23 protein-coding genes and 1 riboswitch are annotated in these 23,069 nt (G+C 69.1%); of the genes, 12 read left to right on the top strand and 11 right to left on the bottom strand.

Going from position 1 to position 23,069, the window contains the following annotated elements; genetic code table 11:
* Positions 1-46: 46 nt before the first annotated feature.
* The 6 genes from BUR28_RS07270 (at position 47) to BUR28_RS19970 (ending at position 7,269) form a co-directional block, all read left to right on the top strand.
* Positions 47-2,596, top strand: a complete 2,550-nt coding sequence (locus BUR28_RS07270) for a putative PEP-binding protein (protein ID WP_083626499.1) — start codon at positions 47-49, stop codon at positions 2,594-2,596.
* A 295-nt stretch (positions 2,597-2,891) separates the two neighbouring features.
* Positions 2,892-3,473, top strand: coding sequence for a cell wall hydrolase (locus BUR28_RS07265; RefSeq protein ID WP_074219519.1), 582 nt, complete (start codon positions 2,892-2,894; stop codon positions 3,471-3,473).
* Between the two features lie 100 nt (positions 3,474-3,573).
* Positions 3,574-4,524, top strand: a complete 951-nt coding sequence (locus tag BUR28_RS07260) for a dihydroneopterin aldolase (RefSeq protein ID WP_074219518.1) — start codon at positions 3,574-3,576, stop codon at positions 4,522-4,524.
* Between the two features lie 38 nt (positions 4,525-4,562).
* Positions 4,563-5,579, top strand: a complete 1,017-nt coding sequence (folP, locus tag BUR28_RS07255; protein ID WP_074219517.1) for a dihydropteroate synthase — start codon at positions 4,563-4,565, stop codon at positions 5,577-5,579.
* Positions 5,576-6,943 (top strand): phosphoglucosamine mutase, encoded by a 1,368-nt coding sequence (glmM, locus tag BUR28_RS07250; RefSeq protein WP_074219516.1) that lies wholly within the window; start codon positions 5,576-5,578, stop codon positions 6,941-6,943. Before folP ends, glmM begins: the two co-directional genes overlap by 4 nt.
* Positions 6,944-7,092: 149 nt before the next feature.
* Positions 7,093-7,269, top strand: coding sequence for a hypothetical protein (locus BUR28_RS19970; protein ID WP_175566910.1), 177 nt, complete (start codon positions 7,093-7,095; stop codon positions 7,267-7,269).
* A gap of 67 nt (positions 7,270-7,336) precedes the next feature.
* On the opposite strand, the gene ilvC is transcribed toward BUR28_RS19970, so the two are convergent.
* The 4 genes from ilvC to BUR28_RS07230 all read right to left on the bottom strand — a co-directional run bounded on the left by ilvC (position 7,337) and on the right by BUR28_RS07230 (position 10,684).
* Positions 7,337-8,359, bottom strand: coding sequence for a ketol-acid reductoisomerase (gene ilvC, locus BUR28_RS07245; RefSeq protein WP_074219515.1), 1,023 nt, complete (start codon positions 8,357-8,359; stop codon positions 7,337-7,339).
* A 100-nt stretch (positions 8,360-8,459) separates the two neighbouring features.
* The gene (locus tag BUR28_RS07240; protein ID WP_074219514.1) at positions 8,460-9,665 is read right to left on the bottom strand and encodes a UbiH/UbiF family hydroxylase; all 1,206 of its coding nucleotides are present in this window, start codon (positions 9,663-9,665) and stop codon (positions 8,460-8,462) included.
* A gap of 61 nt (positions 9,666-9,726) precedes the next feature.
* Positions 9,727-9,912, bottom strand: coding sequence for a hypothetical protein (locus BUR28_RS07235; RefSeq protein WP_074219513.1), 186 nt, complete (start codon positions 9,910-9,912; stop codon positions 9,727-9,729).
* A 121-nt stretch (positions 9,913-10,033) separates the two neighbouring features.
* On the bottom strand, positions 10,034-10,684 hold the full coding sequence (locus BUR28_RS07230) for a pyrimidine 5'-nucleotidase (protein ID WP_074219512.1): 651 nt from the start codon (positions 10,682-10,684) through the stop codon (positions 10,034-10,036).
* Positions 10,685-10,787: 103 nt separating this feature from the next.
* On the opposite strand from BUR28_RS07230, the gene BUR28_RS07225 reads away from it, so the two are divergent.
* Positions 10,788-11,441 (top strand): GntR family transcriptional regulator, encoded by a 654-nt coding sequence (locus tag BUR28_RS07225; protein WP_074219511.1) that lies wholly within the window; start codon positions 10,788-10,790, stop codon positions 11,439-11,441.
* Here BUR28_RS07225 and BUR28_RS07220 read toward each other — a convergent pair.
* From BUR28_RS07220 to cobO, 7 genes are all read right to left on the bottom strand, one after another.
* Positions 11,375-13,429, bottom strand: coding sequence for a glycosyltransferase (locus BUR28_RS07220; protein ID WP_074219510.1), 2,055 nt, complete (start codon positions 13,427-13,429; stop codon positions 11,375-11,377). The two genes, BUR28_RS07225 and BUR28_RS07220, sit on opposite strands and share 67 nt — an antisense overlap.
* Positions 13,430-13,524: 95 nt before the next feature.
* The gene (locus BUR28_RS07215) at positions 13,525-14,811 is read right to left on the bottom strand and encodes a homoserine dehydrogenase (protein WP_074219509.1); all 1,287 of its coding nucleotides are present in this window, start codon (positions 14,809-14,811) and stop codon (positions 13,525-13,527) included.
* 79 nt (positions 14,812-14,890) lie between these two features.
* Positions 14,891-15,133 carry a hypothetical protein gene (locus BUR28_RS07210; protein ID WP_074219508.1) on the bottom strand — a complete coding sequence of 81 codons (243 nt, stop codon included), beginning with the start codon at positions 15,131-15,133 and terminating at the stop codon, positions 14,891-14,893.
* A 244-nt stretch (positions 15,134-15,377) separates the two neighbouring features.
* Positions 15,378-16,343 carry a threonine-phosphate decarboxylase CobD gene (cobD, locus tag BUR28_RS07205; protein ID WP_074219507.1) on the bottom strand — a complete coding sequence of 322 codons (966 nt, stop codon included), beginning with the start codon at positions 16,341-16,343 and terminating at the stop codon, positions 15,378-15,380.
* Positions 16,344-16,356: 13 nt separating this feature from the next.
* Positions 16,357-17,298, bottom strand: coding sequence for an adenosylcobinamide-phosphate synthase CbiB (cbiB, locus tag BUR28_RS07200; protein WP_074219506.1), 942 nt, complete (start codon positions 17,296-17,298; stop codon positions 16,357-16,359).
* Positions 17,295-18,146, bottom strand: a complete 852-nt coding sequence (locus tag BUR28_RS07195; protein ID WP_074219505.1) for a hypothetical protein — start codon at positions 18,144-18,146, stop codon at positions 17,295-17,297. Before BUR28_RS07195 ends, cbiB begins: the two co-directional genes overlap by 4 nt.
* A 393-nt stretch (positions 18,147-18,539) precedes the next feature.
* Positions 18,540-19,166, bottom strand: a complete 627-nt coding sequence (cobO, locus tag BUR28_RS07190) for a cob(I)yrinic acid a,c-diamide adenosyltransferase (RefSeq protein WP_074219504.1) — start codon at positions 19,164-19,166, stop codon at positions 18,540-18,542.
* A 101-nt stretch (positions 19,167-19,267) separates the two neighbouring features.
* Positions 19,268-19,477, top strand: a riboswitch (cobalamin riboswitch).
* A gap of 162 nt (positions 19,478-19,639) precedes the next feature.
* Here cobO and BUR28_RS07185 point away from each other — a divergent pair.
* From BUR28_RS07185 to BUR28_RS07165, 5 genes are read left to right on the top strand one after another with little or no spacing between them, the layout of a single operon-like run.
* On the top strand, positions 19,640-20,413 hold the full coding sequence (locus BUR28_RS07185; RefSeq protein ID WP_074221548.1) for a DUF4198 domain-containing protein: 774 nt from the start codon (positions 19,640-19,642) through the stop codon (positions 20,411-20,413).
* A 12-nt stretch (positions 20,414-20,425) separates the two neighbouring features.
* Positions 20,426-21,043: a cobalt transporter CbiM gene (cbiM, locus tag BUR28_RS07180; RefSeq protein ID WP_074219503.1), complete on the top strand. Its 618-nt coding sequence runs from the start codon at positions 20,426-20,428 to the stop codon at positions 21,041-21,043.
* A complete protein-coding gene (locus tag BUR28_RS07175) occupies positions 21,040-21,621 on the top strand; it encodes a cobalt ABC transporter permease (protein WP_074219502.1) in 582 nt (193 codons plus the stop codon). The genes cbiM and BUR28_RS07175 overlap by 4 nt, the downstream gene beginning before the upstream one ends.
* Before the next feature lie 4 nt (positions 21,622-21,625).
* Positions 21,626-22,417 carry a cobalt ECF transporter T component CbiQ gene (gene cbiQ / locus BUR28_RS07170; protein WP_074219501.1) on the top strand — a complete coding sequence of 264 codons (792 nt, stop codon included), beginning with the start codon at positions 21,626-21,628 and terminating at the stop codon, positions 22,415-22,417.
* A complete protein-coding gene (locus BUR28_RS07165; protein WP_074219500.1) occupies positions 22,404-23,063 on the top strand; it encodes an energy-coupling factor ABC transporter ATP-binding protein in 660 nt (219 codons plus the stop codon). Before cbiQ ends, BUR28_RS07165 begins: the two co-directional genes overlap by 14 nt.
* Positions 23,064-23,069: the final 6 nt, after the last annotated feature.

Genomic DNA, 23,069 nt, shown 5'->3' with positions numbered 1-23,069 from the left:
AGACGCGCCCATCGGCGTATGCTGCACTGTGCGAAAGGACGCCGCATTGCAGAAACGCCCGGATATCATTGACTTTACAGAGATCGCGGCGGAGGCCGATATCGCCGCCTCGCGCCATGGCGGGCGGGCGAAATGCCTCCACCGGCTGGTGCGGCTCGACCTGCCGGTGCCGCGTACGGTGGCGCTGTCCTTCGATGCGGTCCACCGGATCGCGCTGGGCGAGGCGCCCAACATCCCGGCGCTTCTGGACCGTTTCGGCCCGGAGCCGCTGCTTTCGGTGCGGCCGAGCCCGGAAAGCGCGGATTGGGGCGGGCCGGCATCGATCCTGAACATCGGCATGAACGCCGCCCGCCATGCGGCCCTGTGCGACAGCATCGGAGAGGCGGCGGCGAACGCGCTCTACCTGCGTTTCATCCAGGCCTATGCCACCCATGTCGCGCGGCTGGACCCCGACATCTTCGAGGATGACGAACCCTCGGCCGCGGCGCTCCGGGCCGCGCTTGACGCCTACACCGAGGAGACCGACGAGCGGTTTCCGCAGGACCCCGGCCAGCAGCTGCTGGAGGTGCTGCGCTCGATGGCGCGGGCCTGGGAAGGCACCACCGCGCGCTTGCTGCGCCAGGCCCGCGGCGCCCCGGCCGACGCCCGGCTGGGCCTTGTGGTGCAGGCCATGGCGCTGGGCATCGGGCCCGAGGAAAGCGGCTCCGGCGTGATCCAGTTCGTGGACGGCGCCACCGGAAAACGCAGTATCAGGGGGCGTTACCTGCCCCAGAGCCAGGGCCGCGATGCGATCGCGGCGCGTGAGGGGGCGCTGTTCCTCGCGTGGGACCCGCGGGGCCCTGCGCTGGAGGACCGCTGCCCGGAGATCGTCGCGCGGCTTCGGCGTTACGGCGAGACCTGCCGGATGAATCTGCGCGAGGAATTGCAGCTGGAGTTCACCATAGAGGCCGGCAAGCTGTGGGTGCTGGACACGCCGCGGGTGCCACGCAGCGCGCGCGCCGCCGTTCGCATCGCGGTGATGCTGGCCGACGAGGGGATCATCCCGCGGGAAGAGGCGCTGAGGCGGATCGAGCCCCGCGCGGTGAGCGAATTGCTGCACAGCCAGGTGGACCCTGCGGGACCCCGCCAGGCGGTCGCCCACGGGATTGCGGCCAGTCCCGGCGCGGCGACCGGACGGCTGGTCTTCGGGTCGGCCGCCGCGCAGGCGAGTGCCGCGCGCGGCGAGCCCTGCATTCTGGTGCGCCGGGAGACCACGCCCGAGGACATTCGCGGCATGCACGCCGCCGTCGGCGTGATGACCGAACGCGGCGGCATGACCAGCCACGCCGCGGTGATCGCGCGGGGCCTGGGCGTGCCCTGCGTCGTCGGCATTTCGGACATGCGGCTGAACCGGCGCGACGGGGTGTTGCTGACCGCCGACGGGCACAAGCTGCACGAGGGCGACATCGTCACGCTCGACGGCACCAGCGGGCAGGTGCTGCTGGGCGAGGTGAAGATGCTGGAACCCGCCCTCGACGACGCGTTCCAGGCACTGATGGGCTGGGCCGAGGCCGCCTGCGACATCGGCATCCGCGCCAATGCAGACACGCCCGCCGACGCCCAGACCGCGCGCCGCTTCGGCGCCGACGGGATCGGTCTCTGCCGCACCGAGCACATGTTCTTCGAGGCCGACCGACTGACCGTGATGCACGAGATGATTTTCGCCGACCGCTCGGAGGATCGTGCCGCGGTGCTGGAACGCCTGCTGCCGATGCAACGGGCCGATTTCACACGGCTTTTCGAGATCATGCAGGGGCTGCCGGTCTGCATCCGCCTGTTCGACCCGCCGCTGCACGAGTTCCTGCCGCAGTCGCGCGAGGGCGTGCGCGGGCTGGCCGAAGCGCTGGACCTGCCGGTTTCGGACGTGCAGCGCCGGGTGCAGGCGCTGTCGGAGTTCAACCCGATGCTGGGGATGCGGGGGGTCCGGCTGGGGATCACAGTGCCCGAGATCTATGACATGCAGGCGCGCGCCATCTTCGAGGCAACGATCGAGGCCAGCCATAACGGCGACCCGGTGGTGCCGGAGATCATGATCCCGCTGGTCTCGGCGATGCGCGAGGTGGAACTGGTCAAGACGCGCATCGATTCACTGGCCGCCGCCGTCCGGGCCGAAAGGGGGGTCGATTTCGACTACCGACTCGGCGTGATGGTCGAAACGCCCCGCGCCGCCCTGCGGGCCGACGATATTGCGCTGCACGCCGCGTTTCTCAGCTTCGGGACCAATGACCTGACGCAGATGACCTACGGCCTGTCGCGCGACGACGCCGGGCGCTTCATGGGATCCTATGTCAAGCAGGGCGTTTTTGCGGAGGATCCGTTCCATACGCTCGATACCGAAGGGGTGGGCGAGCTGTTGACGATCGGCGCCGAACGCGGGCGCAAGGCGCGGCCCGGCGTCACGCTGTCGATCTGCGGCGAGCATGGGGGCAACGCGGAATCCATTGCCTTCTGCCGTGCGGCGGGTTTCGATTACGTTTCCTGCTCGCCGTTCCGGGTGCCGGTCGCGCGCCTTTCGGCTGCGCAACTCGCGCTGGATCAGCAAATTCGCGCCGATTGAGTCGCGACATTTCGGCGGCAGGTTGCCGCTCTTGCTTCAAAATCTGGATGAAAGGCGGCGACTAACTGGCTGATATTGCGCCCGCAGCCACATGTTGCGTGTCTGCCGCCGGGGTGGACTTGGCAGACGCCCTGCATTAACGGTTGCCGCCGGGGCAGCGAAGGGCCCTACCACCGTTGGGGGATTCATGAGTATCGTTTTCGTTCGGGCAGCGGGCCTTGCAGCCGCGCTTGCGTGCTCCATTGGCCTGGCCCAAGCCGAGATTACGGGTTCCCAGTCAAATGATCCCGGCGCGATGCTGGGCGACAACGTGACCCGGCTGCTCGTGGCCGAGCGGGCTGCCTTGCGTGAGGTGAATCAGCGGCGGTTGGAACGCCTGTCGGCGCGGGTCGAAACCGGCCGGGCCGGAGCCCCGCAGCCCCGCTACGATGCCGATTGGCTTGCAGCTCAACCTGCTGCGCGCGGCGGAAAGGACTGGCAGTGCCTGACCGAAGCGCTGTATTTCGAGGCGCGGGGCGAGACGGTGCGCGGGCAGTTTGCCGTGGCCGAGGTGATCCTGAACCGCGTGGCGTCGCCGCTCTATCCCGACACGGTGTGCGGCGTGATCAACCAGGGCACCGGCAAGCGCTACCAGTGCCAGTTCACCTATACCTGCGACGGCCGCAAGGAGGTGATCCTTGAGCCGCGCACCTACGACCGGCTGGGCAAGATCGCGCGGATCATGCTCGATGGGGCGCCGCGCGGGCTGACCGCAGGAGCGACCCATTATCACACGAGCGCCGTCAACCCGCGCTGGGCGCGCCGTTTTCCGCGCACCGCCACGATCGGGGTGCACCATTTCTACCGTCACCCGGACGCGCGGATCGCGCAGAACTGATCCGGGGCTGTCGTATGAGACCCGCGGCCCGCCGCGCATGGGCTGTTCGCCGCGCCCATTCCCGCGTATGACGGCGCGACCGACGTCCGGAGGGCGATCGATGAGCGACGATATCCGCCTTGCATTTGCGCACCCCTCCGAGCGGGCGGCGGCGCTAGACCCGGCGCGCCCGCTGCGCGACCGCATTTCGCTGCGCGACCACGTCGTCGAGGTCGAGATCGGCGCCTTTCAGCCGGAACGGGGCACAACGCAGCGGGTGCGATTCAACGTGGTGGTCGAAGTCCGCCCGCATCCCGCGCCGCTCGACGACGATGTCGACCGCGTGCTGTCCTACGACGCGATCACCGAGGCGATCGAGGCCGAACTGTCGGCCGAGCGCCTGAACCTGTTGGAAACCCTGGCCGAGCGCATCGCCGAGCGCATCCTGATCGAGCCTCAGGCGATGCGTGCCTATGTGCGGGTCGAAAAGCTCGACCGCGGCCCAGGCGCGCTGGGCGTCGAGATCGTGCGCGACCGCCGCCCCGACGCGCCGCGCCTGGTGGAGCCTGTCGACGCGGAAGAGGACGGGCTGCATCATCCGCTGTTGGTGTTCCTGTCGAACGCCGCCATCAGCGACCCCGCGCTGCCGCGTTGGCTCGACCGGATGGAAGCCGGGCCGCACCCGGTGGTTCTCTGCGTGGGGCCCGCCGACATGGCGGCCCCGCAATCGGTCATTGCGCCGGCGCAACGGCGCATCGACCTGCTGGCCATCGAGCAGAACGCCTGGGTGCTGGCGGGGCGCGACCCGCGATGCGTGGTGCGCGGCAGCCGGACCGAGATCGACTGGGCGATGAAGCACCGCCAGATCAGCGTCTGGGCGCCGTCCAAGATCGTGCTCGACGCGGTCGACGGCCCCTCGGCCAGCCCGCGCGACGCGCTGTCGCTGGTCCTGTGGTTCGCCGGCAAGCTCGAGGCGTCGCGCATCGTCGTGATCGACGCCGAGCGCGCGGCCGGGGCGGGGGCTGCCGAGGTTACCCGCGTCGCGCCCGACGCGGCGGAGTCCGTGCTCTAGCCCTTGCCAAGAGGGGCCGCTTGGCCCATGCAGCGCGCATGCAGCGCTACTACCGACCGATTGTTCAGACCGACGCGGCCCGGCCCGCCGACGCGCTGCCGCTCGCCGGTGGCTGGGCCTGGTTCTCCCTCGCCGAGGAGTTGAGCCGCGACGTGCCTCCCCGGCTGATCCCGGCCCGCGCGCTGCCCTCCGACGTTCTGGCCGCGCTGACCGGCCCGCGCCCGGCCATCGCCGGGCTGACGGTGGACCGGCCGCGGATCATGGGCATTCTGAACGTCACCCCCGACAGCTTTTCCGATGGCGGCCGCTTCGACCGGCTGGAGGCGGCGCTGGAGCATGGCCGGGCAATGGCCGACGCCGCGGACCTTATCGATATCGGCGGGGAATCCACGCGCCCAGGCGCGGCCGATGTCCCGGTCGAAGACGAGGTCGCCCGCACCGTGCCGGTGATCGAGGCGCTGCGCGTAGCCCGTGTGACTGCGCCAATTTCCATCGATACGCGCAAGGCGCAGGTGGCCGAGGCCGCCCTGGCGGCGGGCGCGGGCATGATCAACGACGTGGCGGCCTTTACTTACGACCCCGCGCTGGCCGGCGTGACGGCGCGGGCCGGGGTGCCGGCGTGCCTGATGCACGCCCAGGGCGACCCGGCGACCATGCAGAACGATCCGCGCTACGACAACGTCTTGCTCGACGTTTACGATTTCCTCGCCGGGCGCGTCGCGGCAGCCGAGGCGGCGGGGATTTCACGGGGCGAGATCGTGGTCGATCCGGGCATCGGTTTCGGCAAGGCGGTGGCGCATAACGTGGCGCTCTTGCGGGGACTGAGCCTGTTTCACGGTCTCGGCTGTCCGGTGCTTCTGGGCGCCTCGCGCAAGCGGTTTGTAGGTGCCATCGGCGGGGCCGAGCGGGCGGATGCGCGGGTGCCGGGCTCGATCGCGGTGGCGTTGGCGGCTATCGCGCAGGGGGTGCAGGTCGTCCGCGTGCACGACGTGGCCGAGACGCGGCAGGCCGTGCGGCTGGACATGGCGCTGAAAGGCATTGGAGAGGTGACATGAGCCGGAAGATATTCGGAACCGACGGCGTTCGCGGCCGGGCCAACAGCTATCCGATGACCGCCGAGATGGCGCTGAAGCTGGGCGCGGCGGCCGGGCGCTATTTCCGGCGCGACCGCAGCCAGAAGCACCGCGTCGTGATCGGCAAGGACACGCGGCGTTCGGGCTACATGCTGGAAAATGCGCTTACCGCCGGGCTGACCTCGACAGGCATGAACGTGCTGCTCCTCGGGCCGGTGCCGACGCCCGCGGTGGGATTCCTCACCCGGTCGATGCGCGCCGATCTCGGGATCATGATCTCGGCCAGCCACAATCCGCACCATGATAACGGTATCAAGTTCTTCGGCCCCGAGGGGTTCAAGCTGTCCGACGAGGCCGAGGAAGAGATCGAGGCGATCCTGGCGTGCGAGATCGACCCCGCCCAACCCGGAAACATCGGCAAGGCCAAGCGGATCGATGACGGGCTGTGGCGGTATGCCGAGTTCGCCAAGACGACCTTCCCGGCCGGGCGGCGCCTCGACGGGCTGAAAGTGGTTGTCGACTGCGCCCATGGCGCGGCCTATCGGGTGGCACCGGAGGTGCTGTGGGAACTGGGCGCGGAGGTGGTGTCGCTTGGGGTCGAGCCGAACGGCCTCAACATCAACGAGGGATGCGGGTCGACCGACACCGCCGCGGCCGCCGCCGCGGTGAAGGTCCACGGTGCCGACCTCGGTATCTGTCTCGATGGCGATGCCGACCGGGTGATGATCCTCGACGAGAGCGGAACCGTGGCCGACGGTGACCAGATCATGGCGCTGTTCGCCGAACGCTGGGCCGAGGCAGGGCGGCTGAAGGATGGCACGCTCGTCGCCACCGTGATGTCGAATCTCGGACTCGAGCGGCATCTCGAGGGGCATGGCCTTCGCCTCGAGAGGACGGCTGTCGGAGACCGCTACGTGGTGGAGGCGATGCGCCGGGGTGGCTGGAACCTCGGGGGCGAGCAGTCGGGCCATATCGTGATGAGCGATTTTTGCACCACCGGCGACGGGTTGTTGGCGGGGCTGCAGTTCCTCGCCGCCATGGTCGAAACCGGTCAGCCGGCCTCGCGCCTCGCCCACCGGTTCGAGCGCGTCCCGCAGCTTCTCAGGAATGTCCGCTATGCCGATGGCACCGATCCCCTGACCCTCGCCCCGGTGCGGGCCGCGATCGCCGATGCCGAGGCGCGGCTGGCCTCGCACGGGCGGCTCTTGATCCGCAAGTCGGGCACCGAGCCACTGATCCGCGTGATGGCCGAATGCGAGGATGACGGGCTCTTGGCCGACGTCGTGGAGGCGGTCGTTGCGGCTGTTACCGATGCCGCATCCGGCACGCAACCCCCCGCAAGCTGACGGACCTTACGTGTTTAGGTCTCTCCGGATCAGTTTCCGGGGCTGATAACTTTGTGATGCGCTGTCGTTCACCGCATTTCTTTTCAATGGGTTAACATCCCTCCTTCACGGACTATGTATTGGGAGAGACGCAAGAAAGGAGGATCGAAATGACTGCTACGAACCTGATCGTCATTCTGGCCCTCGGCACGCTCGCCGGCGGTTCCATCTACGCGCTGCGCGAGAAATGGAAGACCGAGGAGCGCAAGAACGACCCGGACGCGCCCAAGAGCACGCTCGCGGCCGATGCGCCAAGCAAAACGCCCGATGGTCGGGGTCAACCCTGATCCGGCCTGACGGAACGGAAAAGGGCGCCCCGCGGAGCGCCCTTTCCGCGACCAAGCGCTGACGCGCTTAGTTCTTTTCCTTGTCGACCATCTTGCCGGCGGTGATCCAGGGCATCATGCCGCGCAGCTTCTCGCCCACCTGTTCGATCTGGTGGGCGTCGTTGTTGCGGCGCGTCGCCTTGAAGCTGGGCTGACCGACCGCGCATTCCGCCATCCAGTCGCGCACGAAACGGCCCTGCTGGATGTCGTCGAGTACCGCTTTCATCCGCGCCTTGGTCTCGTCATAGGGCAGGATGCGTGGGCCAGAGACATATTCGCCATATTCCGCGGTGTTGGAGATCGAGTAGTTCATGTTGGCGATGCCGCCCTCGTAGATCAGGTCGACGATCAGCTTCACCTCGTGCAGGCATTCGAAATAGGCCATCTCGGGGGCGTAGCCTGCCTCGACCAGCGTCTCGAAACCCATACGGATCAGTTCCACCAGACCGCCGCACAGCACCGCCTGCTCGCCGAAGAGGTCGGTCTCGCACTCTTCCTTGAAGGTGGTCTCGATGATCCCCGAGCGCCCGCCGCCGATGGCCGAGCAATAGGACAGGCCCAGTTCCAGCGCCTTGCCGGAGGCATCGTTATGCACCGCCACCAGGCAGGGCACGCCGCCGCCCTTGGCGTATTCGCCGCGCACGGTATGGCCCGGGCCCTTGGGCGCCATCATCAGCACGTCGACGCCTGCGGGCGCCTCGATCAGGCCGAAATGCACGTTCAGACCGTGGGCGAAGGCGATGGCCGCACCGTCGCGGATGTTGTCCTTGACGTGGCGGTTCCAGGTCTCGGCCTGCAACTCGTCGGGCATGGTGAACATCATCAGGTCGCACCAGGCGGCCGCCTCGGCGATGCCCATGACCTGCAGCCCCTCGCCCTCGGCCTTCTTGGCGCTGGGCGAGCCCTCGCGCAGCGCAACGGCCACGTTCTTGGCGCCGGAATCGCGCAGGTTCAGCGCGTGGGCGTGGCCCTGGGAGCCGTAGCCCAAGATCGCCACCTTCTTGTCCTTGATCAGGTTGATGTCGCAGTCACGGTCGTAATAGACGCGCATGTCGTGTCCCTCGTCTGAGCCTTTCGGCGCCGCGCGCCGGTCGATCCCGGGCTGAATACCGGAATCTCGGCGAGTTGCAATGCCAAGCGCGCCGCCGCGCCTAGACCGGCCGGACCCCCATGCCGAGGCGCATCAGCGTCTTGCGCACCGGCGGAAGCCCGTACAGCCCGGCGATGCCGGCCGCGCGCAGGTCGCGGGCGACGCGTTCGCCGCGCATCGAGGTGCGATTGAGCATGTCGATGCCCGTCACCCGCCCGGCCACCTCCGGGTAGCGGCGGCGGTGGTAGACCTGCAGCATGCGTTCCTCGCCCAGATGCGCCGGTGCACCGCGGGCAAGCTCCAGCAGCACGCGCAGATCGGCAAGGCTCATGTTCAGGCCCTGCGCCCCGATCGGCGGCACCACATGGGCAGCCTCGGCGATAAGCGCGGTGCGCTCGGCCCAGAGCCGGTCGGCGATCTGGCTGATGATCGGCCATACGGTGCGGCGGGTGACGAGTTTCAGCGGCCCGAACATTGCGCCGGAGCGCGCGGTCATCTCGGCGTTGAACTCGTCCTCGGGCAGGGCCGCGAGGCGCAGCGCCTCCGGCCCGCGCTCCATCCAGACGACGGCCGAGCAGGGCTTGCCGTCGCGGTCGGGGAGCGGGACCAGCGTGAACGGCCCGCCCGAGCGGTGAATTTCGGTCGAGACGTTATCGTGCGGCTCGGGATGGGTGACGGCGAAGGCCAGCGCCTTCTGGCCGTAGCGGAAGGTACGCACGCCGATGCCCACCGCCTCGCGGACCGGCGAGTTGCGGCCGTCGGCGGCGACCAGCAACCGGGCCGAGACGCTGGTGCCGTCGCTCAGCGTCACCAGCGCTTCGGCATCGCGCGTGAGAACGGATTTCGTGCCGACGCCGGTGCGGAATTCGACGTTCGGCAACTCGTCCAGCCGCGCGACCATTTCGCGCCGCAAGAGCCAGTTGGGCAGGTTCCACCCGAACGGAAGGTCCGAGACATCCTCCGCATTGAAATCGCGGGTCACGCGGGGATAGGGCGTCTTGCCGCCCGCATCGACGATCCGCATCACCTGCAGGTCGGTGGCATGCGGCGCCAGCCTTTCCCAGAGGCCGGCCTCCTTCAGCACCTTCAGAGACGGTTGCAGGAACGCGGTGGTGCGCAGGTCGGCGCCATCGGCGGTTTCCTCGGTAACCGGCGGCGCGGGGTCGACGCAGAGCACGGAAAAGCCGGCCGAGCCGAACACGGCCGCGGCCGACAGGCCGGCGACTCCGCCGCCGGAAATCAGGATGTCCTTGGAAATGCGGGTCATGGCGTGCCTCCTGCGCCCCAGATAGCCCGGCGGGGCGTGGGGGCCAAGGGGCGGCGGTCTTCTAGCCGCGGCTGATCCAGACCAGAACGACCATGATGATCGGCACCAAAATCGCCGCCGGCAGGTAGAGCCCGAAAACCCCCCATTGCCAGATCAGAAAGCCCCAGCCCGCCAACAACGCCAGAACTGCGATCCAGATTCCCGCCTCGGTCCAGAAGCCTGTCTTTTCTTCGTGGCCGTCAGTCATATTCGTCCCCGCGAACGTCTCCCTGAGCGGACCATAGGGCCGCCAAAGGTGCGATGCAACATCCTGCATACTTGTGCATGCAGAAATATCCCGGGCCAGAGCGACCTTCGGATCGGTGGCCTCATTCCCGGTCGAGCGCGGCCAAGAACGCGGTCAGATCGTCGGTGTGGTGGTGAATGTGGTCCGCCGGTTCCGGCGCGGGGGCCACATGCACTGTGCGCATGCCCATCGCGTGCGGTTCGGCCAGGTTGCGCGGGTCGTCCTCGAAGATGGCCGCCCGAAGCGGCGCAATGTCGCCCAGTGCCAAGACCGTTTCGAAGGCCTCCCGCCGGGGCTTGGGCTGATAGCCTGCATGCTCGACCCCGTAGACCGCGTCGAAGATTCCGGCGAGGCCGCGTGCGGCCAGCACCCGCTCGGCATAGGGGGCGCTGCCATTCGTATGCACGATCTTCCGTCCGGGCAGGGCGGCGATCCGGTTTCGCAACTCGGGCGCGGGGTCGAGATGGTCGAGCGAGATCTCATGCACCTCGGCCAGGTAGGGGCCCGGCTCGACCCCGTGAACCTCCATCAACCCGGCCAGCGTGGTGCCATACTCCGCCCGGTAGCGTTTGCGCAGGCGGTTCGCCTCGGGCGCGGCGACGCCCAGCGCCTCCATCACGAACGCGGTCATCCGCCGCTCGATCTGGTCGAACAGCCGCGCTTCCGGGGGATACAGGGTATTGTCGAGATCGAACACCCAGCCCCGCAGATCGATGAAATTTTCAGCAACCATTGGCATTTCCGGGCGACCTGCGGCAATCGCAACCGCCGCGCCCCCTTGATTTGTGCCGCGGCTGACGCCTATTGTCTACCATCGCATGCAGGAGCTCCCGAACATGAAAGACGCCCGCCCCGCGCACAAGGATGCGTATGAGATGATTCTCGAGGCGATCGACGTGGGAGTCTACGCCCCGGGCGACCGCCTGGTGGAAAGCGAACTGGCCGAGCGCTTCGGCGTCTCGCGTACACCGATCCGCGAAGCCTTGCAACGACTGGAGACGCAGTCGCTGCTGTCGCGCGACGGACGCAGCCTGATCGTCGCGTCGCTGACCCACGACCAGATGTCCGAGCTGTATGTCGTGCGCGCCGAACTGGAGGGGCTGGCGGCGCGGCTTGCCGCGCGTCATGCCACGGCCGAAGAGGTGCGGGTGCTGCGCGCGATGGTCGCGGAGGACCACAATCTCCTGAATGATCCTGCGGCGATGGCGCGGGCAAACCGGCGCTTCCACAAGCAGATCCATCTTGCCTCGCACAACCGCTACCTTGTGCAGCAACTCGACCTCGTGCACCGGACGATGGCGCTGATGGCGACGACCTCGCTTGCGATCGACGGGCGCGGGGAAGACGCGCTGGCCGAGCATGCCGCCATCGTCGCCGCGATCGAGGCGGGCGACGGTGACGCCGCCTACGATGCGCTCAAGGCTCACATCTCGACCGCGTTCGAGACCCGTCTCAAGCACGACGCGGATTCCGCGCTCGCCGAGGGCTGAGCGGCCGGGGCGTCGGCATCGGGCAGGTCGTTCGCGCGCGCGACCGCTTGCCGGAGGCGCGCGCGGATCGCCGCGATGCGGGCCGCCGTCATGCCGTCGTCGGGCTCGTCCAGGCCATGCGTGGTCTTGTCCCAGAAGAAGGGCCGCGCCGCCATTTCCCACAGCGCCTTGTAGGAGGCCAGCGCGGCCAGAGGGAAATAGAGATGCAGCGTGGGCAGCCAGGGGATCAGGCGCCGCTTGTCCGCCCGGCCAAGGCCCATCGCCCCCACCGACAGCGTGACCATTTCGGAGCCGATGAAGACCGCGAAGAGTGCGGCGACGCCGCCCGCCGGGATCGTTTCCCCCAGCGGGTGCCACAGGCCCAGCGGCAGCGCCCAGAACGACCAGATCAGCGGCATGAAGACGAATTGCGTCAGCGTGCCTAGAAACAGCACCTGCACCCCGAAAAAGCCCCAGGGGCCGAGCTGGCGCAGCAGTCGGTCCGGGCGGCGCATATGGGTCGCCCATGTCAGCGCATAGCCCTTGAGCCAGCGCGAACGCTGCCGCACCCAGGGCCAGGCCCGGCAGTTCGCTTCCTCCTCGGTGACGCTGTCGAGGAACTCGGTCCGGTAGCCGTGCCGCGCGAGGCGCAGGCCCAGATCGGCATCCTCGGTCACGTTATGGGCGTCCCAGCCGCCCAGATCCTCCAGCACGCGGCGGCGGAAGAACAGCGTCGTGCCGCCCAGCGGGACCGGCACGCCCATCCGCGCGAGCCCGGGCAGGACCACGCGGAACCAGGCGGCGTATTCGATGGCGAAACAACGCGCGAGCCAGTTGGCTCGCGCGTTGTAGAAGTCGAGAACCCCCTGCACGCAGGCGACCTTCGGGCCGCAGCTATGGAAATGATCGACAACCCGGCGCAGCTGGTCCGGGGCAGGCGCGTCCTCGGCGTCGTAGATCCCGACGATGGAGCCGCGACAGAAATCGAGCGCGTAGTTCAGCGCCCGTGGCTTGGTCTTGAGCGCGCCTTCGGGGACCGTCACCCGCCGCATCCAGGGCGGCAGGGCGGTCGCGTCGAGCATGGCATGGGTCTCGTCGTCACTTGCCTCGGTTACCAGGCAGATGTCGAGCAGCGCGCGCGGATAATCCAGCCGCGAGAGCCGGGCGATCAGCCGCGCGGCAAGCTCGGATTCCCGGAAGAGCGGCACGAGAACGGAAATCTTCGGTAGCCGCGCGATGGTGGGCGCCGACGGCGGCGACGGCGCCTTGCGGGCACGCCGGGTCGCGAGGGCTTGCGCGACGGCCGCGGCGGCTTTCATCACGCTGCCGACGACCATCCAGCCGACCGTCCAAACCGTTAGGATCGCGAACGTGGCAAGGGGCGCCAGGATCGCGCACAGCAGCAGCAGGCCGAGAACCGCGACCAGCGTCGCGCGCGGGCCCGGGCGCAGCCAGATGCGGCAGCTCTCGGCCAGGTTGACGCGGGTCTCGGCGGCGGCGCCCAGCACCTCGGCCCGGCGATCCGACAGTGCCGCCTGCAACTCGTCCTCGCGGCAGATCACCATGATCGCGGGGTTGAGGTCGGCGGGCAAGGTGGCGGCCAGTTGTTCGAAGCGGTCGGGCCGCGAGGTCGCGATCAGGGTGGCGCCGGCGAAGCGCCGCCAGGGTAGGATGCCATCGCGCAGGCAGCGCCGGGCGCCGATCAGGTCGATGAGCCCGGGGTCGGGCGGATAGCTGGCGAAATCCGCGCGGCCGGTGCCGTGCTGGGTGCAAAGGGCCTCGGCCACCGCCTCGGGTGTCGTCTCGCCTTGGGCGACCAGCAGATCGCCCAGCCGGACGTCCATCCTGGCATGATCGGCCAATGCGCGTTCGAGTGCCTGGGGCGACACCGCGCCCGCGGTCAGGAGATGTTCGCCAAGGCGCAGGGCGCTGCGCTGCAGCTGCGGAAGGGATTCGGCGGACCCGGCGTGGATTTGCCGGGCCGCCGCCAGGGAGATCACCGGCGGCATGGGCGCGGGCCTTTCGGCTAAGACCCGCTTTTAATGCCGCGTTAGGGTCAATTAATGGTAAAGCGGGCCGCGCCGCTGGCCGGCGCTCGACCCGCTCAGACTTCCTCGATGCGAATCGCCACCGGTTCGCCCACCACCACGCCGATCTCGGCGAAGCTCTGGCGGGCGTGGTCCAGCGCATCGCGGGTCGTCTTGTGGGTGACGATCAGCACCGGCGCGGTCGTCGCCGCATGGCGATACTGGCGCATCCGGTTGATCGAGATGCCGGACTCGCCCAGGACGGTCGCCACCTTGGCCAGCGCGCCCGGCTTGTCCTCCAGTTCCATCCGCAGATAGTAGGGCGCCGCCGCGGACGCCCGCGCCGCGCGCGCCTGTTCAAGCGCCTCGGCCGGCTGGCCGAAAGTCGAGACGCGGATGCCGCGGGCGATGTCGATCACGTCCGACATCACCGCACTGGCCGTCGGCCCCTCGCCGGCCCCCGCGCCGCGCAGCACGATCTGGCCGACCGCGTCGCCCTCCAGCACCACCATGTTGGTCGCCCCCTCCAACTGTCCCAGCGGCGAGGCGGCGGGCACCAGGCAGGGCGACATGCGCTGTTCCAGCCCGCGGCCGGTCATCTGCGACACGCCCAGCAGCTTGATACGAAAGCCCATGTCGGCGGCGTGGCGGATGTCGTCGATCGAGAGGCGCTCGATCCCCTCCAGTTCCATCGCGCCGAAATCGACCCGCGTGCCGAAGGCGATGGCCGAGAGCAGCGCCAGCTTGTGGCCAGCGTCGATGCCGCCCACGTCCAGCGCTGGGTCGGCCTCCAGATAGCCTAGGGCATGCGCCTCGTCGAACACCTCCTGGTAGGGCAGGCCGCCGCTTTCCATCCGGGTCAAGATGTAGTTGCAGGTGCCGTTCATCACGCCCATGACGCGGGTGATCTGGTTGCCGGCCAGCCCCTCGGTCAGCGCCTTGACCACAGGGATGCCGCCCGCGACGGCGGCCTCGAACCGGATCACCCGGCCGGCGGCTTCCGCGGCCTCGGCCAGCGGATGGCCATGCATGGCGAGCATCGCCTTGTTGGCGGTCACCACGTCCTTGCCCGCGGCGATGGCGGCCTCGGTCGCGGCCTTTGCCGGCCCGTCCGAACCGCCCATCAGTTCTACGAACAGGTCCACATCCTCGCGCCGGGCCAGCGCCACGGGATCGTCCTCCCACTCATAGGCGGACAGGTCGACGCCCCGGTCCTTGTCGCGGGTGCGTGCCGAGACCGCCGAAATGGAGATCGGCCGGCCGCCGCGCTGCGCGATGAGATTCGCGCGCGACTGGACGATCTTCACGACGCCGGCACCGACGGTGCCGAGCCCGGCGATGCCGATGCGCAAGGGGGTTGTCATGGGTATGCTCCGCCGCCGGACTTCTGTGTTGGCGGGTTGTTAGCGCGAAGCGGGCGGCGGTGCAACGCGCCCCTCGGGCTCAGAAGCGGCGCGCCCGCAGGGCGGCCGCCCTGCGGCGCAGCGCCTCGGCGCGCGTCTCGAGGCTTTTGGTGGTGTCTTCGGTGGCGCGGGTCTCTGACGCGCGGCTCAGCAGCGGCGCGACGGGCACGAGACGTGGAGACTCCGCGATCCGGCCCCGCGCGGGCCCGGTCGCATCGAGTTCGGGAAACTGGGTGCAGCCGGCCAGCGCCGTGGCCAGCGCCAGCGTGATGCATCGCGCCATGCAGGCTTTCGGCCTCGGGGCCTGTGTGCAGCCCCGGCGCGTTGCGTCTCGGGGCCCGGTCGCTCCACTTTGCACGGTTGTTTCTTCCATCGCGGGCAAGGGCCCCACGGCCCGGAAACATGAAGGTGTCGCCGGCATGGGCGGCTCAGCGGCGACTATGCGACGCCGCTTCCGAACGGGCAAGGTCCGTTTCGTCTAGCCATGCAGCGCGCCGCGCCGTCCGGGCGCAGGGGGCGGCTGCCGTTCAGGCTAGCGCGGTTTCGAGCCGCTGCCATTCGTCGGGCGAACCCGGAAGTCCGAGTCGCAGCCAGCGGGACGACCATGGAAAGATGCGCGACCAGATGCGGGCGCGTGCCAGATGGGCCTGCGCCGCCCCGGCATCGGGGGTGTCGTAAAGGCGGAAGAGTGCCGTTCCGCCGACAAGGTGCCAGCCCGCGGCGCGCGCCAGCGCGTCGGCGCGTTCGACCTCGGCGGCAAGGCGCGCGATGCTGGTGTTCCGCCACGCCGCGTCGCCCAGCGCGTGCGCGCCGATCTCCAGCGCCGGTCCCGACACCGTCCACGGCCCGGCCCGCTCGCGCATGCGATCAAGGTGGGCCTGCGCGCCGAGGGCAAAGCCGAGGCGCAGCCCGGCGAGCCCGTAGAACTTGCCGAAAGAGCGCAGGACGATCGCGTTTTCCGGGCAGGGACCGGTCAGCAGCGACAGTTCCGGGTGGGGATCTGCAAAGCTCTCGTCAACAACGAGAAGTCCGACCCCGCCGGCGAGCCGGCGCAGCGTCCGCGGGGCGAGGCGGCGCCCGTCGGGGTTGTTGGGATTGACCAGAACCGCCAGCCCGGCGCCGTCCAGCGCCTCGGGCCGGTCAACCGCCTCGACATCCCGGCCCGATAGGGGCAGCACGCCGGCGTATTCGTTGTAGGTCGGCGAAAGGATTCGCACCGGGCCGTCGGGCGCCAGCGCGGGCAGAAGCTGGATCGCGGCCTGCGCCCCGGCCAGCGGCAGGATCGGCCAGTCCGTCCGGTAGGCCCGCCGGGCCGCCGCGATCAGCCGATCCTGCGGGGCGCTTCCGGGCAGATCGTTCCAGGCGCTTGCCGAAACCGGGGAAACCGGAAAAGGTGCCCTGTTTATCCCGGTGGAGAGGTCGATCCAGTCTTCGATCCGGCCGCCGAAGCTCTGCACCGCCTGGGCGAGATCGCCCCCGTGATCGCGTGCCATCCTTACACCTCTCTCACGCCAATAGGGCCAGACCCGCAAGTGCCAGGGCCAGCGCCGTCATCGCCCGCACGTACAAAGTCAGGCCTCGCGCCAGAGCCCGCGCGTCGGGATCGGGCGCGCCGTCGTTCAGCCATGGCTCAAGGCTCATCCCGTCGCCATAGGCGCGCGGCCCCGAAAGCCGTATGCCGAGGGCACCCGCCATCGCCGCCTCTGGCCAGCCGGCATTGGGCGAGCGGTGGGCGCGGGCATCCCGCAGCATCACGCGCCACGCCGCGCGCGGTCGCTCCGAGGTAGCGCAGACCAGAAGCCCGGTCAGTCGCGCCGGGATCAGGTTCACCAGATCGTCCAGCCGCGCGGCGACCCGCCCGAAGTGCCGATACCGGTCGTTCCGGTGTCCGATCATGCTGTCGAGCGTGTTGATCGCCTTGTACCCCGCGATGCCCGGCAGCCCGAGAAGCACGCCCCAGAACACCGGCGCCACCACACCGTCCGAGGCGTTCTCGGCAAGGCTTTCCAGTGCGGCGCGCGCCACTCCGGCCCGGTCGAGGTGCCTAGGATCGCGCCCGACGATCATCGCGACGGCGGACCGCGCGCCCTCCCGATCGCCGGCGGCCAGGGGCCGGGCGACGGCAGCGACATGGTCGTGCAGGCTGCGCCCCGCCACGAGAGGTGCGGCAAATAGGCCGGTCACGAGCACCCCGAGCCACCCGCCGGGGATTATTGTCGCAAGTGCCAACGCGGGCAGGATCGCCGCGGACAGGGTGACTGCCACCGTCGCCCCTCCGCGGATCAGCCGCGCGCGGTCGGTCAGTTCCGGCCGGTTCCACCGCCGCTCCAGCCCCGCGATCAGCGCGCCGATCCAGACCATTGGGTGACCGATCCGGGCATGCAGACGGTCGGGCCAGCCCATGGCGCCTTCTAGCGCCAGCGCCACCAGCATCGCCGCCGCGCTCATCCCATGCCCCCGGTGCGAAACCTCGCGATTGCGGACAGGCCAAGCGCGCGCAGCGTGCCGGCGGCGTCGGCCGGCACGGCCCCGGGCGTAAACAAAAGCGCCTGCGCGGTGCCGGTATGCGCGACCGCGACGCCAAGCGCGCCAAGCTGGCGGGCGGCCTCCATCAGTGGCGCGAGGTCCGGTCCGCCGCGCAGGGCGTGGTTGCGCCGCGCGCTTTCGGTGGCGAGTGCTGCCAGAGTTTCGCGCGCGCCGGCCCGGCCCCAGGCCTCGACAAGGTCGGAAATGTCGGCAAAGCGCGTATCTGCCGGATCGGTGCGACGCCCCGGCCCGGCGAAGCCGCCCACGACCTCGAGGGCGGGCAGCGGGGGCAGGTGCCCAAGGATGCGGGCCATGCGGGGCGCCCAAAGCGCGCACCCGGGTTGGGCGAGCATCAGCGGATCGGTCGCGCCTTCCTGCGAAAGGCACAACGCGGCCTCGGCATCTGCGGGCAACGCACCGCCCGCAAGGCATCGCATCGTGGCCAGCAATGCCGCGGTGGAGGCGCCGGCCCCGCCACCCGGCGGCATCTCCGCGCGCAGACGCAGCCGCCCGCGCGGCGGGCCGGCGCCGAGGGCGTCGAAAACTGCCCGCACCTGACCGCGCGTCAACACCGGCCGGGCGCCTTGCCAGAGACCGAAGCCGTTTGCCGGCGCCCAGTGCGCGCTCACCGCCAGCGCGGGGCAGGGCAAGGTGACCAGCGCGACCGTCCCGGTCGGCCCGAGCCGGCCCTGCAGCAATTCGCCGAAATGGCCCGTGACGCGGGCACGGCGCAGGGCATCGGGCGGCGGAAGTACGGGTGAATGGCGCATGAGGGTTCCGGCGTGACGAACGGCCGATGGAATGACATTCCCGACGGGGCTATGCAACGGCCCACGGATCCGCCGGGTGCGGTCGCCCCGGCCGACGTGAGCCTCAACACGGCAGACGTTGCGGCGGGCCGGTTCCGTCGCCTGGGACGTGGACCCGCGCGCACGGAATATCGCCCCGGCTGCGCGGTTGCGCGCGCCCGGCACGGCGCGCATGTCACGGCCGGTCGATTGCTCGAGACAGTGGTTGTTTCCCCGATGCTCTTGGTGACATGGGCCCACGCGGCGGCACGAGTTCGCGCCTGCCGCAATACTAACGACGTGCTGGAGCGGCGGCATGCCCGCCAACGATCCCGAGCGCCCGGCCGTGTGCGCTGTCCGGTATCAAGCCGCGGCTCAGAACTCGACGCCGGCCTGGCCCTTGATGCCGGCACGGAACGGATGCTTGACCAGCGTCATCTCGGTCACGAGATCGGCGGCCTCGATCAGCGCTACGGGGGCGTTGCGCCCGGTCAGCACGACATGGGTCATGGGCGGCTTCTCGGCCTGAAGGAACGGGACAACCTCGTCCGCATCCAGATAGCCGTAGCGCAGCGCGATATTGATCTCATCCAGCAGGACCATCCGGATCTCGGGGTCGCGGATCAGTTCCTGCGCCTTCTGCCACCCGTTTTCGGCGGCGGCGATGTCGCGGGCGCGGTCCTGGGTTTCCCAGGTAAAGCCCTCGCCCATGGCGTGGAACTGGCACAGATCCCCAAACCGCTCGGTCAGAAGCCGCCGCTCGCCGGTGTCCCAGGCACCCTTCACGAACTGGACGACGGCCGAGGGCATCCCGTGGGCGATGCAGCGCAGGATCATGCCGAACCCGGCGGAGGACTTGCCCTTGCCCGCGCCGGTATGGACGATGATCAGGCCTTTCTCGGCGGTCTTCTCGGCCAGTGCGCGGTCCTTCGCTTCCTTCCGCTTGGTCATCTTGGCGGCATGGCGCGCGGTCTCGTCGGTGGGGGCGTCGGTCTCGGCCATGTCCTGTCCTTTCGATGCGTCTCTCGGCCAGATTAGGCGGCGCACGCCCCGCGTCAAACGGCCAGTGTATTTCCCGATTGACACCCCTGTCGTCCATTTGACATGACAGAGCCGTGATCGGTTTTCCCAGGCGCCCCAGGCGGCCGGGGATGAAAAGGGAACGCGGTGCGTGCCGAAAGGCGCAACTCCGCGGCTGCCCCCGCAACTGTAAGCGGCGAGCAAGGCTGACAAACGCCACTGGGGACACCCGGGAAGGCCAGCCAAGCGAAGACCCGCGAGCCAGGAGACCTGCCGCTCACCCGCCCCCCGGTTCGCCGGGGCGGTTTCCACCGGACGCCGGGGTGCGCGTCTGGCCCGGATTGGCTGTGTCACGGCCCGTTCGAGCCTTCTGTCCCCGTTCGTCCTTTCCGATCGCGGCCCTGTGCGCCGCCACCGCTGAAAGGAGACGACCCTTGATTTTCCACGGCAACCTGATGACCGCCGCGCTGGCCCTGACGCTGGTGCCCGGCCTGGCCTCGGCCCATTTCCAGCTGTCCTACACAGAGGACACGATGATCGACCGGCCCGGCGACGTGCCGGTCAAGCTGATCTTCTGGCACCCGTTCGAGAACGGCCATGTCATGGACATGGGCGAACCTCTGGAATTCTACGCCATCCATCGCGGCGAGAAGATCGACCTCAAGGACACGCTGACGCAAACCACCTTCACGGGCAGCGGCAACCAGGCCGTCGCCTATGACGGCAGCGTGCCGGTGAAACGCTCGGGCGACTACGTCCTCGTCACGGTCCCGGCGCCCTATTACGAGGAATCCGAGGACATCTACATCCAGCAGATCACCAAGGCCTATCTCAACCGCAACACGCTGCCTACCGACTGGACCGAGCCGCAGGGTCTGAAGACCGAGATCGTGCCGATGGTGAAGCCCTACAACGTGCTCACGGGTTCGACCTTTACCGGACGGGTGATGTCGAACGGCGAACCCGTCGCGGGCGCTGAGATCGAGATCGAATACATGGCGGCCGAGCCGGACATGGCGACGAGCAGCGCCCGTGAAGCCACCGCCGATCCGATGCCGGGCGGCGCGGTCGTCGCGATCTCGGACGCGGACGGCTATTTCACTTTCGGCGTGCCCAAGGCCGGCTATTGGGGCTTCGCCGCGCTCGGCGTCGGGCCGGACACCGAACACGACGGCAAGGAGCTGTCCCAGGACGCGGTGATCTGGATCCGCGCCTACGACGTCGAGTAGGAGGCGGGACCCATGCACATCGTGGACGGGGCGCTCGCGAACGAGGTCGTGATCGGGGGGGCGGTGCTGGCCGTGGGCGGCATCGCGCTGGGGCTGAGGCACCTGCCGCTGGAGAAGATACCGGCCGCCGGCGTGCTTTCGGCGAGCTTCTTCGTGGCCTCGCTGATCCATGTGCCGATCGGCCCGTCTTCGGTGCATCTCATCATGAATGGTCTGGCCGGGCTGATCCTCGGCTGGGCCGCCTTCCCGGCGCTGTTCGTCGGGCTCTTGCTGCAGGCGGTCTTCTTCGGCTTTGGCGGGCTGACGGTGCTGGGGGTGAATACCGTCAACATCGCGCTGCCGGCGGTCATCGTCTACTACGTCTGTCGGCGCGGTGTGACGCGCGGAACGCCGCTCACCGCGGCGATCTGGGCGGGCTTCGGCGGGGCCTTGGCCATCGCACTGACCACGGCCGTCGTGGGCCTGTCGCTGATGCTGTCGGGCGATGCGTTCATTCCGGCGGCCAAGCTGGTGTTCTTCGCCCATATCCCGGTGATGGTGATCGAGGGGCTTCTGTCCGCCGCCGCGATTTACCTTGCCGCCCAGGTCAAACCGGACCTTTTCGAGGCCATGAAGGGAGCTCCGTCATGATCCGCGTGCTGTACATCGTCCTGTGCCTCATCCTCGTGCCGCTGCCCGCCGCCGCCCACAAGGTGATCGCCTCGGCCTTTCCCAGCGGCGACGCGATCGAGGGCGAGGTCGGCTTTTCGAGCGGCGACATGGCGGGGAACCTTTTGGTGGAGGTGTTCGACGGTGCGGGCACCAAGTTGGGCGAAGCCATGACCGATGCGGATGGCTTTTTCACCTACGTGCCCACGCAACCCGTGCGGCATGTCTTTCGCGCCGATCTGGGCGCGGGCCATGTTGCGGAATTCGAGATGGCCGCAGAGGACGTCGCCGCGATCCTCGGTGCCGCCGAGGCAGCCGCTGCACCCGCATCCGGGGCCGCCCCCGACGGTCCCGCTACGAACCCGGCCATTGGCCTGTCGGATGCCGACAAGGCCGCCATTGCCGCGATCATGCGCGACGAGATGCGCCCGCTGCGCCGCGAGGTCGCCGCCTACAAGGAGCATCATGACATCCAGACCGTTCTCGGCGGCATCGGCTATATCGCGGGTCTGTTCGGCCTCGGCTTCTACTTCGCCGCGCGCCGCAGGCTGGCGGGCTGACCGCATGGGCCACATCCTGACGGCTGAGCGGCAGACCCTGAGCGACACCGGGGCCGGACACGGCGGCGCGCTGGCACGGCTCGACCCGCGCGCGCGCATCCTCGGCGCCTGCGCCTTTGCCGTGGTCACCGTCGCTTGCAGCTGGATGCCGGTCCTCGTCGCGGCCCTGCTGATGGCCGTTGGCCTGATGGTGCTGTCGCGCGTGCCGGTCATACCGACGCTCCGCCGGATGGCGGCGATGGACAGTTTCATCCTGTTCCTGCTGGCGCTCCTGCCGTTTTCCGTGCCGGGCGATGCGATCTTCACAGTATGGGGCCTCGCCGCCAGCTGGCAGGGGCTGGCCCTTGCCGTCGAGATCCTGTTGACCGCAAATGCCGTCGTCCTTGCAGTCCTGTCGCTCGTCGGGACGATGGAGCCGGTGACGCTGGGCCACGCGCTCTCACGCCTGCGCGTCCCGGATACGCTGGTCCATCTGCTGATGTTCACGATCCGCTATATCGAGGTCTTGCGGGCCGAATACCTGCGCCTGCGCCAGGCGATGAAGATGCGCGGCTTCCGCCCGTCCACCAACTGGCACAACTATCGCAGCTTTGGCTACCTTGTGGGCATGATGCTGGTGCGCGCGATCGAACGATCCGAGCGCGTGCTGGGCGCGATGAAATGCCGGGGCTTCGCGGGGCGCATCCCGCTGCTGGAAACGCTCGCCTACTCGCGCCGCGATGCCCTGTTCGCGGCGGGACTGGGCGTGGCCTTGCTGACGCTTTTCGCCGCCGAACTTGCCCATGCCGCTGTTTGAACTCGGGGACATCCAGTTCGGCTATCCCGGCCAGCCGCCGGTGCTGCGTGGCGCGAGCCTCTGCCTGCACCAGGGGCAGCGCCTGTCGATCACCGGGCCCAACGGCGCGGGCAAGTCGACCCTTCTGCGGATCCTGGTCGGGCTGTTGCGGCCCGATGCGGGGCGGGTCGCGGCCTTCGGCAAGCCACGGCAGGAGGAGGCCGATTTCCACGAGGTGCGCTGCCGGGCCGGGCTGGTGTTCCAGGACCCCGACGATCAGTTGTTCTGCCCGACCGTCGCCGAGGATATCGCCTTCGGCCCGCTGAACCTCGGCAAGAGCCGCACCGAGGCCGTCGAAATCGTCGACCGGACGCTCGCGCAGCTCGACCTGATGCATCTGCGCGACCGGATTACCTACAAGCTGTCCGGCGGGGAGAAACGGCTGGTGACGCTGGCGACCGTGCTGGCGATGGAGCCCGAGGTGCTGCTGCTGGACGAGCCGACGAACGCGCTCGACGAGGCGAACGAGGCGCGGCTGGTCGACATCCTGCACGCGCTGCCGCAATCCATGATCCTGGTCAGCCACGACGCGCGGTTCCGCGCGAAGATCGCGCCCGAAAGCCTGCGGCTTATCGACGGGCAGCTCGTCCCCGAGTCGGCGCGGTGAACGATC

The sequence above is a fragment of the Rhodovulum sp. ES.010 genome (assembly GCF_900142935.1).
In the GTDB taxonomy this organism is placed as follows: domain Bacteria; phylum Pseudomonadota; class Alphaproteobacteria; order Rhodobacterales; family Rhodobacteraceae; genus Rhodovulum.
The sequence above is the reverse complement of the archived record's forward strand: the minus strand, read 5'-3'. Positions and strand labels throughout refer to the sequence as shown.

Bases quoted from the DNA above. Each gene is read 5' to 3' on its own strand.
- BUR28_RS07175 (WP_074219502.1), top strand. From the start codon at position 21,040: ATGATCCGCGTGCTGTACATCGTCCTGTGCCTCATCCTCGTGCCGCTG.
- cbiB (WP_074219506.1), bottom strand. From the start codon at position 17,298: ATGAGCGCGGCGGCGATGCTGGTGGCGCTGGCGCTAGAAGGCGCCATG.
- BUR28_RS07260 (WP_074219518.1), top strand. From the start codon at position 3,574: ATGAGCGACGATATCCGCCTTGCATTTGCGCACCCCTCCGAGCGGGCG.
- cbiQ (WP_074219501.1), top strand. From the start codon at position 21,626: ATGGGCCACATCCTGACGGCTGAGCGGCAGACCCTGAGCGACACCGGG.
- BUR28_RS07220 (WP_074219510.1), bottom strand. From the start codon at position 13,429: ATGCCGCCGGTGATCTCCCTGGCGGCGGCCCGGCAAATCCACGCCGGG.
- BUR28_RS07210 (WP_074219508.1), bottom strand. From the start codon at position 15,133: ATGGCGCGATGCATCACGCTGGCGCTGGCCACGGCGCTGGCCGGCTGC.
- BUR28_RS07225 (WP_074219511.1), top strand. From the start codon at position 10,788: ATGAAAGACGCCCGCCCCGCGCACAAGGATGCGTATGAGATGATTCTC.
- BUR28_RS07230 (WP_074219512.1), bottom strand. From the start codon at position 10,684: ATGGTTGCTGAAAATTTCATCGATCTGCGGGGCTGGGTGTTCGATCTC.
- BUR28_RS19970 (WP_175566910.1), top strand. From the start codon at position 7,093: ATGACTGCTACGAACCTGATCGTCATTCTGGCCCTCGGCACGCTCGCC.
- cbiM (WP_074219503.1), top strand. From the start codon at position 20,426: ATGCACATCGTGGACGGGGCGCTCGCGAACGAGGTCGTGATCGGGGGG.
- cobO (WP_074219504.1), bottom strand. From the start codon at position 19,166: ATGGCCGAGACCGACGCCCCCACCGACGAGACCGCGCGCCATGCCGCC.
- glmM (WP_074219516.1), top strand. From the start codon at position 5,576: ATGAGCCGGAAGATATTCGGAACCGACGGCGTTCGCGGCCGGGCCAAC.
- folP (WP_074219517.1), top strand. From the start codon at position 4,563: ATGCAGCGCTACTACCGACCGATTGTTCAGACCGACGCGGCCCGGCCC.
- BUR28_RS07240 (WP_074219514.1), bottom strand. From the start codon at position 9,665: ATGACCCGCATTTCCAAGGACATCCTGATTTCCGGCGGCGGAGTCGCC.
- BUR28_RS07185 (WP_074221548.1), top strand. From the start codon at position 19,640: ATGACCGCCGCGCTGGCCCTGACGCTGGTGCCCGGCCTGGCCTCGGCC.
- cobD (WP_074219507.1), bottom strand. From the start codon at position 16,343: ATGGCACGCGATCACGGGGGCGATCTCGCCCAGGCGGTGCAGAGCTTC.
- BUR28_RS07165 (WP_074219500.1), top strand. From the start codon at position 22,404: ATGCCGCTGTTTGAACTCGGGGACATCCAGTTCGGCTATCCCGGCCAG.
- BUR28_RS07235 (WP_074219513.1), bottom strand. From the start codon at position 9,912: ATGACTGACGGCCACGAAGAAAAGACAGGCTTCTGGACCGAGGCGGGA.
- BUR28_RS07195 (WP_074219505.1), bottom strand. From the start codon at position 18,146: ATGCGCCATTCACCCGTACTTCCGCCGCCCGATGCCCTGCGCCGTGCC.
- BUR28_RS07265 (WP_074219519.1), top strand. From the start codon at position 2,892: ATGCTGGGCGACAACGTGACCCGGCTGCTCGTGGCCGAGCGGGCTGCC.
- BUR28_RS07215 (WP_074219509.1), bottom strand. From the start codon at position 14,811: ATGACAACCCCCTTGCGCATCGGCATCGCCGGGCTCGGCACCGTCGGT.
- ilvC (WP_074219515.1), bottom strand. From the start codon at position 8,359: ATGCGCGTCTATTACGACCGTGACTGCGACATCAACCTGATCAAGGAC.